Below are 15,029 nucleotides of genomic sequence, written 5' to 3' on the forward strand. Positions count from 1 at the left end.
GGTCCGGCGCTGCTGTGCCCCTGCTTCGCGTCTGCCCCTCATGAGAAAAGGCATTGCATCCGACGCACTTTTCTCTATACTGACTAACCGGTCAGTAATTAATACGAAATGGATATCGCCTGCCGCCGAACGGCGGCGTACACCATGGAACGTGCATGACGAATGAAGCGCAAAGGCCCGCGGCGCGGCGGCGACGCAAGGAAGCCCGGCCGCAGGAGCTGACGGCGGCGGCGCTGTCGCTGTTCGTCGAGAAGGGCTTCGCGGCGACGCGGCTCGACGAGGTCGCGGCGCGTGCCGGTGTCTCCAAGGGCACCCTGTATCTGTATTTCGACAGCAAGGAGGCGTTGTTCCTCGCCGTTATCCGCGAGGGCATCCTGCCCGTGCTCGACGAGGGCCGGCGCATGCTGGCGGAACACGCCGACGATCCGGTGGCGGCCCTGCGCGCCTATATCCGCGGTTGGTGGTCGATGCTCGGCGATACGCCCTACGGGGGGGTCCCCAAACTGATGATGTCGGAGGCGCAGAACTTCCCCGAGGTGGCGAACTTCTACCTCACCGAGGTCATTCAGCCCGGCCGCGCGCTGCTGCAGGAAATCATCGAGCGCGGCGTCGCCGGCGGTGTGTTCCGGCCGGTGGATTCCAAACTCATTACCCACATCCTCATGGCGCCCATGTTGCATCTGGCCCTGTGGCGGCACTCGTTCGCGGCGTGCTGTCAGGTGCCCGACATGCAGGCGGACGACTATCTCGACGAGTACTTCCGTTTGCTGGTCCATGGGTTGCTGGTGCACGACAAGGAGCCGAACCCATGAGAGCAGGCATGATGGTGGCGGGGCTTGCGGCCCTGCTGGTGGCGGGGTGCGCGCAGGAGGCGCCACCGACATCGACGGTGGCGACCGTGTTGGTGCAGACCGTGGGCGACGCGGCCGGCGAGCAGGTGAAGGCGTTTACCGGCGAGGTGGTGCCGCGCCATGCGTCCGAGCTGGGCTTCCGGGTCGGCGGCAAGATGATCGCGCGTGAGGTGGATGTGGGCGACACGGTGCGTCGCGGGCAGGTGCTGGCCCGGCTCGACGGCAGCGACCTGCAGCTGAGCGTGAGCGCGGCGCGTGCCCAGGTGGCCGCGGCGCAGTCCGATCTGGCGCTGGCGCGTAGCGAACTGGCGCGCGTGGAGGCCCTGCGCCAGCAGAATTTCGTGAGTGATTCGGCGGTCGATGCCCGGCGCACCCAGGCCGAGGCGGCGACCGCGCGCCTGCGCGAGGCCCGCGCGCAACTCGCCCTGGCGCAGAACCAGACCGCCTACACGACCCTCAACGCCGACGCCGACGGGGTGGTCACGGCGGTGCATGCCGATGCCGGTCAGGTGCTGTCCGCGGGCATGCCGGTGGTGACGGTGGCGCGCGACGGTGAGCGCGAGGTGCGCATCAACGTGCCCGAGGGCTTGCAGAAGCGCGTCGCGGCCGGGCGCGCCGCCAAGGTGACCCTGTGGGCCGACCGCGACGCCTGGCTGAGCGGGCGGGTGCGCGAGGTGGCGCCGGCGGCCGATGCGACGACGCGCACCTACGCGGTCAAGGTGACGGTGGATGCGACCGCCGAGGCCCTGCCGCTGGGCGCCACCGCCACCGTGCTGTTCGATGGTGGCGCACAGCCCGGCGTGCGGGTGCCCTTGCGGGCGGTGGGCGAACGCGACGGGGTGCCGGTGGCCTGGGTGCTCGACAGTGACCGCAAGACGGTCAATCCGGTGCAAGTCACCGTGGCCCGTTTCGACGAGGCCGGCGCGGTGGTCAGCGAAGGCTTGGCGCCGGGGACCCAGGTGGTGGTGGCGGGCATCCACCTGCTCAATCCGGGGCAGGTGGTCGAGCCGGTGCGCGCGAGCGCGCCGGTGGCGCTGGATGCCGCCCGATGAGCCGCTTCAACCTCTCCGCCTGGGGCATTCGCCATCCCTCGCTGGTGGCCTACTTCATGATCGCGCTCACCCTGGTCGGCATGATGGCCTACCGTGGCCTGGGCCAGTCGGAGGACCCGCCGTTTACCTTCAAGATCATGGTGGTGCGGGCCGAGTGGCCGGGCGCCACCGCGCAGGAGATGGCCGATCAGGTCACCGACAAGCTCGAGAAGAAGCTGCAGGAAATCGCCCAGGTGGACAACATCCGCAGCTACTCCAAGCCGGGCGAGGCGATGATCTTCTTCGAGGCCAAGGATTCGACCCCGGCCAGCGAGATGGACGGGATCTGGTACCAGGTGCGCAAGAAGATCGGCGATATCCGCCACACCCTGCCGCAGGGGGTGGTCGGGCCGATGTTCAACGACGAGTTCGGCGACGTGTTCGGCAACATCTTCGCGCTCATGGGCGATGGGCTGAGCTACGCCGAACTGAAGAAGTATGGCGAGGCGGTGCGTGCCGAGCTGCTGCGGGTGCCCGATGTGGCGAAGGTGGACTTCATCGGCAACCAGGACGAGCGCGTCTTCATCGAGCTGTCGAACACCAAGCTGGCGACCTTCGGCCTCTCCCTCGATGACGTGACCGACGCGCTCGCGCGGCAGAACGCCCAGACCGGCGCCGGTTTCTTCGAGACCGACAAGGAGCGCATCCGCCTGCGTCCGGACGGCGCCTTCGCCGACGTCGATGCGTTGCGCGACACGCTCATCCGCGCCGGCGGGCGCACCTTCCGGCTCGGCGACGTGGCGCATGTGTGGCGTGGCTACGAGGATCCGCCCGCCGACCGCATGCGCTTCATGGGGCGTCCGGCACTGGGCGTCGGCGTGTCCATGCGTGCCGGCGGCGACATCATCGCTCTGGGGCGGCATCTGGACGAGGCGGTGGCACGCATCGAGCAGCAACTGCCGGTGGGGGTCGAGCTGGCGCGGGTGGCCGATCAGCCGCGCGCGGTACAGCGGTCGGTGAACGAATTCGTCAAGGCGCTGACCGAGGCGGTGGTCATCGTGCTCGCCGTGAGCCTGCTGAGCCTGGGGCTGCGCACCGGCATCGTGGTGGCGATCTCGATTCCGGTGGTGCTCGCGATCACCTTCCTGTGCATGCATCAGTTCGGCATCGGCCTGCACAAGATCTCCCTCGGGGCGCTCATTCTCGCCCTCGGCCTGCTGGTGGACGATGCGATCATCGCGGTGGAGATGATGGCCACCAAGATGGAGCAGGGCTGGGACCGGGCCAAGGCCGCCAGCTTCGCGTTCACCTCCACCGCCAAGCCCATGCTCTCTGGCACCCTGGTGACCGCCGCCGGCTTTCTGCCCATCGCCACGGCCGCCTCGAGCACGGGCGAATACACCCGCTCGATCTTTCAGGTGACGGTGATCGCGCTGCTCATTTCGTGGATCGCCGCGGTGCTGTTCGTGCCCTATCTGGGCTACTACCTGCTGCCCGACTTCACCCGCAACCGGCACAAACCGGGGCTGCTGGCGCGCCTGATCGGGCGCATGTGGCCCGCGGCAGGGCGGCGCCTGGCGCAGCGGCACGACACGCCACCCCGGCACGACGAGTACGCGATCTACCACACCCCGTTCTACAACCGCTTCCGCGCCGTGGTGGAAACCTGCGTGCGTCATCGGTGGTGGGTCATCGTCATCACCCTGGCGGTGTTCGCCGGGTCGATCGTGATGTTCCGTTCGGTGCCGCAGCAGTTCTTCCCCGATTCCACCCGCCCCGAGTTGCTGGTGGATCTGGAGCTGTACGAGGGCGCTTCGCACCAGGCGACGGAGCGCGAGGTCAAGGCGCTCGAAGCCTTCCTGAAGCAATCGGACGGCATCGAGAACTACGTGGCCTATGTGGGCGCCGGCGCGCCGCGCTTCTACCTGCCCATCGATCAGAAGCTGAGCCAGACCAATTTCGCCGAATTCGTGATCCTGACCACCGGCAGCGAGGCCCGCGAGGCGCTGCGCACGAAACTCATTGACCACTATGCCCACCAGCCGGACGGGGTGATGGCGGTCATCAAGCGGCTCGAGAACGGGCCGCCGGTCGGCTTCCCGGTCAAGTACCGGGTGAGCGGGCCGGACCTCGACAAGCTGCAGCGCATCGGCTACACCGTGGCCGACGCCGTGCGCGGCAATGCCCACCTGTCCAACGTGCACCTGGACTGGGACGAAGCCTCCAAGGTGGTGCGGCTCAGGGTGGATCAGGACAAGGCGCGCCTGCTGGGGCTGTCGTCGGCGCAGATCGCCGCCTTCCTGAACACCTCGCTGCAGGGCATGGAGCTGACCGAGTTCCGCGAAGGCACCGAGACCATCGACGTGGTGCTGCGTGGCGCGCCGAGCGAGCGGGAGCACCTGTCGCTGCTCTCCGATCTGGCGATTCCGGTCGCCGGCGGCAAGAGCGTGCCGCTCGCCCAGGTAGTGACGCCGGAATACGGCTTCGAGCAGGGCGTGATCTGGCGCCGCAACCGGGTGCCGACCATCACCGTGCAGGCGAGTCTCTACGACGGCACCCAGCCGGCGGTGGTGGTGGGCCAGCTGGCCACGCAGATCGACGCGATCCGGGCGTCCCTGCCGCTGGGTTACCGGCTCGAGGTGGGTGGTTCGGTCGAGGAGAGCGCCAAGGGCGGCAGCTCGGTGGCGGCAGGGATGCCGCTGTTCCTGGTGGTGGTGCTCACGGTGCTCATGGTGCAGCTGCAGAGCTTCTCGCGCGTGACCATGGTGCTGCTGACCGCGCCGCTGGGCATCATCGGTGTCACCGTGGCGCTGCTGTTGTTCAACAAGCCTTTCGGCTTCGTGGCCATGCTCGGCACCATTGCGCTGTCGGGCATGATCATGCGCAACTCCGTGATCCTGGTCGATCAGATCCGCCAGGACCTGGAAGAGGGGCGCACGCCGTGGGAGGCGGTGGTCGAATCGACGGTGCGCCGCTTCCGCCCCATCATGCTCACCGCGGCGGCGGCCATCCTGGCGATGATTCCGCTCACCCGCAGCGCCTTCTTCGGCCCCATGGCGGTGGCGATCATGGGCGGCCTGGCGGTGGCGACGGTGCTGACGCTGATCTTCCTGCCCGCGCTGTATGCGGCGTGGCGGCGGGTGCGCTCCGACGAAACCTCATCGGGAAGCCTGCGTGGCGGCGCAGCATCTGCGCTAGAATAGCGAAGTTTTCGCCCGCCACTAAATATTAGAGCGTGCTAATATTTGCACAGGAGTTGATGATGGATTTTGAACGCGCCCGCTTCAATATGGTCGAGCAGCAGGTCCGCCCCTGGGAGGTGCTGGATCAGGACGTGCTCGAGTCGATGCTGACGGTCAAGCGCGAAGAGTTCGTGCCTGCCCAGTACCGGTCGCTGGCTTTCTCCGAGGCGGAGATTCCCATCGGCTGCGGCCAGATCATGCTGGCGCCGGTCATCGAGGGCAAGATCCTGCAGGCGGCCCAGGTCAAGAAGACCGATGCGGTGCTCGAGATCGGCGCCGGGTCGGGCTACTTTGCGGCCCTGCTGGCCTCGCGTGGCGACTGGGTGCGCTCCATCGAGATCGAGCCCGAACTGGCCTCGCTGGCGGCGGACAACCTCAAGAACGCCGGCGTGGAGAACGTCATCGTCGAGGAAGGCGATGGCGCCGAAGGCTGGGCGGCGCGGGGGCCTTACGACGTGATCGTGGTCTCCGGCGGCATGCCGATGCTGCCCCAGGCGTTCAAGGAACAGCTCAAGGTGGGGGGGCGCCTGATCGCCTTCATCGGCGAGGCGCCGCTGATGGTGGCCAAGCTGGTCACCTGTGTGAGCGAAGGCAAGTTCGAGACGGTGGACCTGTTCGAAAACGTGGTGCCCATGCTCAAGAACGCCAAGCGCGTCGATTCCTTCCGGTTCTGAGGTACGAAGATGCAGCAGTGGCGTCCGGAACAACTCAAGCAGCGGCTGGACGCGGGGGATGCGCCCGCGCCCATCCTGCTCGACGTGCGCGAGCCGTGGGAATACGACATCTGTCATATCGAAGGCTCGGTGCTCATGCCCATGGCCTCGGTGCCGGCGCGGGCCGACGAGCTCGATCCGCAAAGCGAGCTGGTGGTGATCTGCCATCACGGTGGCCGCAGCATGCAGGTGGCCATGTTCCTGGAGCAACGCGGCTTTTCCAACGTCATCAACCTGGCCGGCGGTGTGGCCGGGTGGGCGGCGCGGGTCGATCCCCGCATGCCGCAGTACTGATTGCACAAATACGGAGTGCCTGATGAAGCGTAGCGTGAGTCTTGTTCTGGCCGGTCTGTTCTCGATGTCGGCCTGGGGCGCAGACCTGATGTCGGTGTACCAGGACGCGCTGAATCACGACGCACGCTTCACGGCGGCCAAGGCGGCGCGCGTCGCCGGACAGGAGAAGGTGGTTCAGGGGCGCGCTGGTCTGCTGCCCGGGATCGGCGCCTCGGCGTCGACCACCTGGAACCAGAACACCTACACCGGCACCGACCGCAACTTCAATTCCAATACCGTCGGTGTCCAGCTGCGCCAGCCGCTGTTCAACTGGGGCAGCTGGGTCCAGTATCGCGAGGGCGAACTGCAGACGGCGCTGTCCGAGGCCCAGTTCGAGCTGGCGCGCCAGGACCTGATCCTGCGCGTCTCGCAAGCCTACTTCAACGTGCTCAACGCCCAGGATTCGCTCGCCTCGCTCAAGGCGCTGCACGAGGCGGCGGGGCAGCAGCTGGCCCTGGCGAAGAAGAGCTTCGAGGTGGGGACCGTGACCATCACCGACGTGCACGAGGCGCAGTCGCGCTTTGATCTGTCGTCGGCACAGGTGATCGCGGCGGAAAACACCCTCGAAGTGGCGCGTCAGACGCTGGCGCAGATCATCGGCGATGTGCCCGAAGGGGTGCAGGGCCTGCGCGAAGGCGCGAGCCTGGCGCCGCCCGAGCCCAGCGACATCAACCCCTGGGTGGACGCGGCACAGCAGCAGAGCTTCGGCGTGCAAATCCAGCAGATCGCCACCGACATCGCCGAGCGCGAGGTGTCGCGCAATCGTGCCGGCCACCTGCCGACGGTGGATCTGGTGGCGAACTACGGCCAGTCGAACGCGGGTGCGACGACCTTCGGCAGCAATCGCTCCGAGATCACGTCGCGCTCCATCGGCCTGGAACTGAATGTGCCGATCTACCAGGGCGGCGGGGTTTCCTCGCGGACCCGCGAGGCGGCGGCTCTGCTGGTCAAGTCGCAGGCGGAACTCGATGATGCCCGTCGCAGCGCTGCGCTGTCGGCCCGTCAGGCCTATCTCGGGGTCACCAACGGGCTGGCCCAGGTGAGGGCGCTCGAGGCGGCGCGCGTGTCGTCGCGATCCGCCCTCGAAGCCAACCAGCTGGGCTACGAAGTGGGGGTGCGCATCAATATCGACGTGCTCAACGCCCAGAGCCAGCTGGCCGACACCGAGCAGCAGCTGGCCAAGGCCCGCTACGACACCTTGCTCGCGCAGCTGCGCCTGAAGGCGGCCGTCGGCACCCTGGGCGAGGAAGATGTCGCCCAGCTCAACGCCCTGCTGACGCAGTAGGCGCGCTACGCCGTCTTGCTGTCGGCGCTCGCGACCGGTGAGGCCGGGGCAGCGCCGCTCAGCCACGGGGTGATCAAGGCCAACGTGCGTTCGGTCGCGCCGCCATGGGCTTGCGCGAAGGCAAGCGCCGCGGTGCCCATGGTATTCAGCCCCGACGGATCATTCAGCAACGCCATGGCGCGGTCCACGGCGCCGTTCAGGTCCGCGCATTGCACGGCGGCTCCGGCCTCCAGGGCCTGCTCGGCCGCCTGGGCGAAATTGAAGGTGCTCGGCCCCAGCACGACGGGCGTGCCCACCGCACAGCATTCGATGAAGTTCTGTCCACCCAGCGGCCGCCAGGTGCCGCCCATGAGCACCACGTCGGCCAGGGTGTAGTAGGCCGTCATTTCGCCCATGGAATCTCCCAGCCACACCTGATCGCCGGCGTCCGGCCCGTCGCCGCGACTGCGCCGTCCGACCCGGTAGCCGCGGGCTTCGGCCAGCTGTGCCACCGCGTCGAAGCGCTGCGGATGGCGGGGCACGATGGCCAGCAGCGCGCCCGAGGCGATGAGCGGCCCGGCGACGTCCAGCAGATCGGCCTCTTCGCCCTCGCGGGTGCTCGCGGCCAGCACCACCGGCCGATCGCCGATGCGGGCGCGGAACTGCCGGCCCAGCGCGACCTGGGCGTCGGCCGGATGGTTGTCGAACTTGATGTTGCCGGTGACCTCCACCCGGCGGGCGCCCAGGCCGGTGAAGCGCTGCGCGTCCGCTGGCGACTGGGCGCCGATGACCGCAAATCCGCCGAAAGCCTCGCGTGCCAGCGCCCCGAAGCGGAGATACCGGGCGAAAGAGCGCTGCGACAGGCGGCCATTGACCAGCAGCATGGGGCAGCGATCCCGGTCGGCGCGTGCCATCAGGTTGGGCCACACCTCGGTCTCCATGACGATGCCGGCGAGCGGGCGGAAGTGGCGCAGGAAGCGTGCATGCAGATAGCCCAGGTCGTAGGGCAGGTACACCGAATGGATGCGATCGTCGGCGTCTGCATACAGCGCCTGTGCGGTCTCGCGGCCGGTGGGCGTCATGTGCGTGAACAGGATGTGCAGAGCCGGATCGTGGCCGCGCAGGGCGCGGACCAGCGGCTGCGCTGCGCGGGTCTCGCCGACCGACACCGCATGGATCCACACGCACCGATCCGTCCGGGGCTGGGCGTAGCGACCGAAGCGCTCCGCCAGGTGGCGACGGTAGGCCGGCTGCCGCCGCCCCTTCCACCACAGGCGCATGACGACCAGCGGCAAAGACAGGAACCAGAGCGCGGAATAGAGGCGACGAATCGACACGTGGCGGACGGGTGAAGGCAAACCGCGATTATACGACCAGCGGGTCGTGGGGCCGCGCCGCGAAGGCGCGACTTGGCGTCCGGATATGAGACAATATGTCCTTTGTCTTCCTCGGGAACTGGATCATGAAAGTGCTGGTGACGGGTGCGGCCGGCTTCATCGGGATGCACACATCGGAACGACTGCTGGCGCGCGGCGACCAGGTGGTCGGGCTCGACAACCTCAACGACTACTATGACCCGCAGATCAAGCGCGACCGCCTCGCGCGCCTCGAGCCGAATCCCGCCTTCCGCTTCGTGAAGATGGACGTGGCCGACCGGCCCGGCATGGAGCGTCTGTTCGCCGAAGAGAAGTTCGACAAGGTCATCCACCTGGCCGCCCAGGCCGGGGTGCGCTACTCGCTCGAAAACCCGCACGCCTACATCGACAGCAACATCGTCGGCTTCATGAACATCCTCGAAGGCTGCCGCCACAACAAGGTGCAGCACCTGGTCTATGCCAGCAGCTCGAGCGTGTACGGCGGCAACACCAAGATGCCGTTCTCCGAGCACGACTCGGTGGACCACCCCATCAGCATGTACGCGGCCACCAAGAAAGCCAACGAGCTGATGGCGCATACCTACAGCCACCTCTACGGCCTGCCCACCACCGGCCTGCGCTTCTTCACTGTGTATGGCCCCTGGGGGCGCCCGGACATGGCCCTGTTCCTGTTCACCAAGGCGATTCTAGAAGGGCGCGCCATCGACGTGTTCAACCACGGCAAGATGCAGCGTGACTTCACCTATGTGGACGACATCGTCGAAGGCGTGATCCGCGTCACCGACCGCAATGCCGCCGCCGACCCGGACTACGACGCCGACAAGGCCGACCCCGCCCGCAGCAGCGCCCCATACCGCGTGTTCAACATCGGCAACCAGGGCCCGGTGGAGCTGATGGCCTTCATCGAAGCCATCGAGAAGGCGCTGGGCATGACGGCGCAGAAGAACATGCTGCCGCTGCAGCCGGGCGACGTGCCGGCCACGTTTGCGGATGTGTCGGAGCTGTCGGAGTGGACCGGATTCCATCCGGGGACGAAGGTCGAGGATGGGGTGGCGCGGTTCGTGGCGTGGTATCGCGATTATTTCAAGGCCTGAAAGAGATCGCCGCGAACATGCGCCGGACGGCAGGCGCTGCCGTCCGGCGCATGTTCGCAAGGTCTGCCGATTCCGACAGAACGGTGGTGGGCGGCATGGGTGGGGAACCCCTGATATGAGTCTGGCCGTGGCGATTGCACCCGCGAAGAGGTGTATTGGCTTGCGATGAAACATCTGACGAACCTGTGGCCTCACCTCGATTCGCGCCGACGCTGGCAGATCGGGGGACTTTGCTTGCTGATACTCGTATCTTCTTTTGCAGAGTTGCTCAGCCTGGGCGCGGTCATGCCGTTTCTCGCCGTGATGGCGGCTCCCGAGCGGGTTTTCGAATCCGCCGCCCTGCAACCGGTCATCCAGGCCCTGGACATCACGTCCGCCGAATCCCTGCTCTTGCCGCTTGCCTGCATTTTCGCGTTGGCGTCACTCACGTCCGCGGCGATTCGCATGCTGTTGTTGTGGGTGATGACCCGTCTAGCCTTCGCGATCGGCGCAGACATCAGTTTCGGCATCTACAACAAGGCATTACATCAGCCTTACGCGACGCACGTTGCACGAAACAGCAGCGAGACGATCAGTGGAATAACTGTGAAGTCTCACGCCGTGATCTACGGCGGCTTGTTGCCGACGCTTCAATTGGCCAGCGCGATGGTGACCCTGGTCGTGATCGTGACGGGGCTCGTTTCTCTCGATCCGGGTGTGGCCCTCGCGACGCTGCTGGGTTTCGGCGCTGCCTACGGTGGGCTCATCTTTGCCGCCAGAAAGCGATTGGCGAGCAATGGGCGGCGCATCGCCGAGGAGTCAACCCGCGTCCTGAAATGTCTCCAGGAGGGGCTCGGTGGTATTCGGGACGTGTTGCTGGACGGCAGCCAGGCGACCTACTGCAAGGTGTATCGCGATGCGGATCTGCCGCTTCGCAGAGCGCAGGGCAATAATCAGTTTATCTCGACCAGTCCGCGCTACGCCATTGAGGCGATTGGTCTGAGCATGATCGCAGCGCTTTCCTACTATCTGGTCGGTCAGCCGGGCGGGCTGGAAAGTGCTCTGCCGTTGCTTGGCGTGCTCGCGCTAGGCGCACAGCGGATGGTGCCGGCCTTGCAGCAGGCCTACGCTTCCTGGGCGGGCATTAAGGGAAACCAGGCTTCGGTCGAGGATGCCATTGCCATGCTGGAGCACGCCGGCGCCGAGGCGGAGCCATCCGACACCGGACCGCTGGCGTTCGAGCATGAAATCCGGCTTGATGGCCTCTCGTTCGCCTATCAGGCAGACCAAGCCGCGGTGCTCCAGCAACTCGACCTGACGATAAGGAAAGGAGATCGGATCGGGATTATCGGTGCGACGGGTAGTGGGAAAAGCACCTTGATGGATATCATCATGGGCTTGCTCGCTCCGGTCAGTGGCGGTCTCCTGATCGACGGAGTCAAGATCGACGCTTCAACCCGACGGGCGTGGCAGAAACATATTGCGCATGTCCCCCAGGCGATCTTTCTGTCGGACAGTTCGGTTGAAGAAAATATCGCCTTCGGCGTTCCGCCGTCGAAGATCGACCATGAGCGCGTTCGGGCGGCGGCCCGCCAGGCCCAGATCGCGGATCTGATCGAATCGATGCCGGACGGGTATCGATCCGTGGTCGGCGAGCGGGGCGGGCGGCTGTCGGGCGGGCAGCGTCAGCGCATCGGGATTGCTCGCGCGCTCTACAAGCAGGCTGATGTCATCGTTTTCGACGAGGCGACAAGTGCGCTGGACAATGCGACCGAGCGATCCGTCATGGCCGCGATCGATGCGTTGCGCGCAGATCTGACGGTCGTCATGATTGCTCACCGGCTGACGACCTTGCAAAAATGCAACAGGATCGTCGAGTTGGCGGATGGGAAAGTAGTGCGTGTCGGGAGCTACGAAGAAATCGTAGGGGGTCATTCGTGATCCGGAAAGAATGAATACAGGAATTCGACCTTGGCGAAACCCCGCATAATCATCACGGGCGGCAGCGGTCTGCTGGCAGTCAACTGGTGCGCGACCATGCGCGACCGGTTCGACGTCGTGCTCGCTTTCCACGAGCGCATGCCTGCGCTGGCAGGCTCAGTCGGCCACGTGCTGGATTTGAGTTCGCGTGTTCAGATACAGGCTGCTCTCGACGAGTTCGAGCCTCAGGCGGTTATCCATGCCGCAGGGTGTACAAGCGTTGAGGGGTGTGAGAAAGCGCCAGAACTGGCTCGCCACGTGAACGTCGAGTTGGCTGAAAACGTCGCGTGGGCCTGTGCGTCGCGCGCAACCCCACTTGTTCACATTTCAACAGACCACCTGTTTGCTGGTGATCGCCCCATGGCGACCGAAGAGACGCCAGTGGCACCGCAGAACGTCTATGGCGCAACCAAGGCTGAAGCAGAAGTGCGTGTCGCGAAGGTGTGCCCCGAAGCGTTGATCATTCGAACCAATTTCTACGGGTGGGGCACGAGTTACCGTCAGTCGTTCAGCGATGCCATCATCGGCGCAGTGCGGCAGGGGCGGCGCATATCGCTTTTCGATGATGTCTATTACACCCCGATTCTTGCCGAGTCCCTCATTGAGACGTCGCATGCACTGCTGGAGCGGGGCGCCAGCGGGGTGTTCAATGTGGTCGGTAGCGAGCGACTCACGAAACTGCAATTCGGCCTAATGCTGGCCGAGGTGTTCGCCCTAGATGCATCGCCCATCCATCGGGGGGCGATCGCGGATGTCCCGAATCTCGTGGCCCGGCCGCGTGACATGAGCCTTTCCAATGAAAAGGTGCGCTCAGTAATCGGACAGGACGTGGGCTCAGTCAAGGATCAACTCGCACGGCTTCGCCAGCAAGCGCTCTCGGGCCTGGCGTCTGAACTGGAAATACTATGATTCCGTACGGAAAACATCATATCGAAGAGGATGACATCGCGGCGGTGGTGGATGTCCTCCGCAGCGGGTTGATCACGCAGGGGCCGGCGGTCGAGGCCTTCGAGCATGCGGTCGCGCAATACGTCGGGGCCAGGCATGCAGTTGCCGTCTCCAGCGGGACGGCGGCACTGCATCTTGCGGCCCTCGCTGCCGGCGTCGGACCGGGCACCACCCTGATCACGTCGCCGATCACGTTCGTGGCCTCGGCCAATGCCGGGCTCTACGCGGGCGGGAAGGTGGCGTTCGCCGACATTGATCCGGAAACCATCAACATGTCGCCGAACGCGCTCGCTTCGGCACTTGAAGCTCATCCGGACACGAAAGCTGTGGTGCCTGTGCATTTTGCGGGTCTGCCATGCGACATGCCGGCTATTAAGGCATTGGCAGACAAGGCCGGCGCGGCCGTGATCGAGGATGCCGCACATGCGCTTGGCGCCACCTATCCGGACGGGCGTCGCGTCGGATGCTGCGCAAATTCGCTGATGACCATATTCTCGTTTCACCCCGTGAAGGCGATCGCCGCGGGTGAAGGGGGCATGATCACGACGAACGACGACGCGGTCTATCGCCGCTTGCTGAGGTTGCGCAGCCACGGTATCAACAAGCTTGACGATCCGTTCGTGTTCGAAGGCCAGGCCTTCACCGGCGATATCCAGAATCCCTGGTACTACGAAATGCAGGAACTCGGATTCCACTACCGGATTTCGGATATTCAGTGCGCGCTCGGGCTCTCTCAACTGGGTAAGCTCGATGCTTTCATGAAGCGTCGGCGCGAACTGGTGGCGAACTATGACGCGGCTTTTTCAGGCTGCGAACACTGCCGGCCGGCTCAGTCCGACCGCATCGAGTCGAGTGCGCATCATCTGCACGTCCTGCGGATCAAATTCAAGGAACTGGACATCTCCCGGTCCGAATTCATGATGCGGCTCAGGGCAGAGGGTATTGGCACCCAGGTGCATTACATTCCGGTGCCATGGCATCCGGTCTATCGATCCATTGGGGCGGATCCGGCATCGTGTCCGCGTGCCGTCGATTTCTACGCTGAAGCCTTGAGTATTCCGCTGTTCGTCGATCTGACTGATGAAGAACAGGCTCGCGTGATTCAATCAATTCAGTCTCTGGTCGCGCGTCAGCGCGTCTGACCTGGATGAAACTGCTCGTCATCGGCTGTGGTTCGATCGGAACCCGACATGCCAGAAATGCGAAACGGTTGGGGCTCGAACTCATGCTGTGCGATCCGAATGCGTCGCGCCTGGAGGAGCTGTCCCGTGAGCTGGGGGCCGCGGCCGTTTATGCCGACTTCGATCAGGCTGCCCGCGCCTCGGGTGCGGATGCCGCGCTGATCGCGACACCCAGTCATCTCCATATCGCCCCGGCGATGGCCATGCTCGGTGCCGGCATGCACGTCATGATGGAGAAGCCGCTGTGTCCGACCAGTGCTGACGCCGAATCGCTGAAGGCGCGTTTGCAGGCGTCGGACCGAATTTTCATGATGGCGCACACGTTCCGGTTTCGTGCGGAATGGCAGGCGATCAAACGATTACTCGATACCCAACCCGTCGGACGTGTCCTGAGCGCTGAATTTATGGGGGGGTGGTATCTGCCCGACTGGCACTTCCGCGAGGATTACCGCACGGAATACGCGGCTCAACGCAAGCAGGGCGGCGGCGTCATGCTCACCAGCATGAGTCATTTCTTTGATGTTGTGTCATGGTTCTTTGGCGATATCGATGCTGTGGTCGGCGCGAAGATGCGCTTGAGCGGGCTCGATGTGGATGTGGACGACGCCGTGATGTGTACCGCCCGAACGGCGGGCGGGGTCGCCGTCACGCTCAACGAGGATTTTCTCGCGCGCTGTCCACGCAGGTCGTTCCGGGTCAATGGCGAGCACGGCTACGTCGAGGCGGATTTCAATCAGAAGGTGCTGCGTTTGTGGGATGCCCGGGAAAAACGCTTTCTGCCCGGGGAAGACCCTGAAAGGGATCGCAAGGGGCTGTTCCGGATCCTGGAGGACGGGATCGGATACGAGGTCGAGCCTGTCACGCGCCCGCTGGAGTATTCTGGAAACGATGCCTATCTGGCCGAAATGGAGCACTTTGTCGGCCTCGTTTCACGGAATCAACCCGATCCCGATCTCGGGATCGACGCGGGCATCAAAGTGCTCAAGGCGATAGAAAGCGTCGGAATTGTTGACTGGACACACGCAAGGACGAAATAG

Annotated in this window: 12 protein-coding genes; 11 read left to right on the forward strand and 1 reads right to left on the reverse strand. The window is 65.1% G+C overall.

Features of this window, described 5'->3' with window-relative positions; all coding sequences use genetic code 11:
• The first annotated feature begins 155 nt into the window (after positions 1 to 155).
• From G3580_RS20235 to G3580_RS04500, 6 genes are read left to right on the forward strand one after another with little or no spacing between them, the layout of a single operon-like run.
• On the forward strand, positions 156 to 812 hold the full coding sequence (locus G3580_RS20235; protein WP_173764125.1) for a TetR/AcrR family transcriptional regulator: 657 nt from the start codon (positions 156 to 158) through the stop codon (positions 810 to 812).
• On the forward strand, positions 809 to 1,903 hold the full coding sequence (locus tag G3580_RS04480) for an efflux RND transporter periplasmic adaptor subunit (protein WP_173764126.1): 1,095 nt from the start codon (positions 809 to 811) through the stop codon (positions 1,901 to 1,903). Before G3580_RS20235 ends, G3580_RS04480 begins: the two co-directional genes overlap by 4 nt.
• Positions 1,900 to 5,085: an efflux RND transporter permease subunit gene (locus G3580_RS04485; RefSeq protein ID WP_173764127.1), complete on the forward strand. Its 3,186-nt coding sequence runs from the start codon at positions 1,900 to 1,902 to the stop codon at positions 5,083 to 5,085. Before G3580_RS04480 ends, G3580_RS04485 begins: the two co-directional genes overlap by 4 nt.
• A 59-nt stretch (positions 5,086 to 5,144) precedes the next feature.
• Entirely contained in the window at positions 5,145 to 5,798 is a 654-nt protein-coding gene (locus tag G3580_RS04490; protein WP_173764128.1) for a protein-L-isoaspartate O-methyltransferase family protein, read from the forward strand.
• Between the two features lie 9 nt (positions 5,799 to 5,807).
• A complete protein-coding gene (locus tag G3580_RS04495) occupies positions 5,808 to 6,131 on the forward strand; it encodes a rhodanese-like domain-containing protein (protein WP_173764129.1) in 324 nt (107 codons plus the stop codon).
• Positions 6,132 to 6,153: 22 nt separating this feature from the next.
• The gene (locus tag G3580_RS04500) at positions 6,154 to 7,455 is read left to right on the forward strand and encodes a TolC family outer membrane protein (protein ID WP_173764130.1); all 1,302 of its coding nucleotides are present in this window, start codon (positions 6,154 to 6,156) and stop codon (positions 7,453 to 7,455) included.
• A 5-nt stretch (positions 7,456 to 7,460) separates the two neighbouring features.
• On the opposite strand, the gene waaA is transcribed toward G3580_RS04500, so the two are convergent.
• A complete protein-coding gene (gene waaA, locus G3580_RS04505) occupies positions 7,461 to 8,771 on the reverse strand; it encodes a lipid IV(A) 3-deoxy-D-manno-octulosonic acid transferase (protein ID WP_173764131.1) in 1,311 nt (436 codons plus the stop codon).
• Positions 8,772 to 8,896: 125 nt separating this feature from the next.
• Here waaA and G3580_RS04510 point away from each other — a divergent pair, with 125 nt between their 5' ends.
• The 5 genes from G3580_RS04510 to G3580_RS04530 all read left to right on the forward strand — a co-directional run bounded on the left by G3580_RS04510 (position 8,897) and on the right by G3580_RS04530 (position 15,029).
• Positions 8,897 to 9,904, forward strand: a complete 1,008-nt coding sequence (locus G3580_RS04510; protein ID WP_173768598.1) for an NAD-dependent epimerase — start codon at positions 8,897 to 8,899, stop codon at positions 9,902 to 9,904.
• A gap of 165 nt (positions 9,905 to 10,069) precedes the next feature.
• Positions 10,070 to 11,824 (forward strand): ABC transporter ATP-binding protein, encoded by a 1,755-nt coding sequence (locus G3580_RS04515; protein WP_173764132.1) that lies wholly within the window; start codon positions 10,070 to 10,072, stop codon positions 11,822 to 11,824.
• A gap of 30 nt (positions 11,825 to 11,854) precedes the next feature.
• Complete coding sequence (locus G3580_RS04520; RefSeq protein ID WP_173764133.1) at positions 11,855 to 12,772, forward strand: SDR family oxidoreductase; 918 nt, start codon at positions 11,855 to 11,857, stop codon at positions 12,770 to 12,772.
• Positions 12,769 to 13,953, forward strand: a complete 1,185-nt coding sequence (gene pseC / locus G3580_RS04525; protein ID WP_173764134.1) for a UDP-4-amino-4,6-dideoxy-N-acetyl-beta-L-altrosamine transaminase — start codon at positions 12,769 to 12,771, stop codon at positions 13,951 to 13,953. Before G3580_RS04520 ends, pseC begins: the two co-directional genes overlap by 4 nt.
• 5 nt (positions 13,954 to 13,958) lie before the next feature.
• Positions 13,959 to 15,029, forward strand: coding sequence for a Gfo/Idh/MocA family protein (locus G3580_RS04530; protein WP_173764135.1), 1,071 nt, complete (start codon positions 13,959 to 13,961; stop codon positions 15,027 to 15,029).

The organism is Nitrogeniibacter mangrovi, assembly GCF_010983895.1.
GTDB lineage: Bacteria > Pseudomonadota > Gammaproteobacteria > Burkholderiales > Rhodocyclaceae > Nitrogeniibacter > Nitrogeniibacter mangrovi.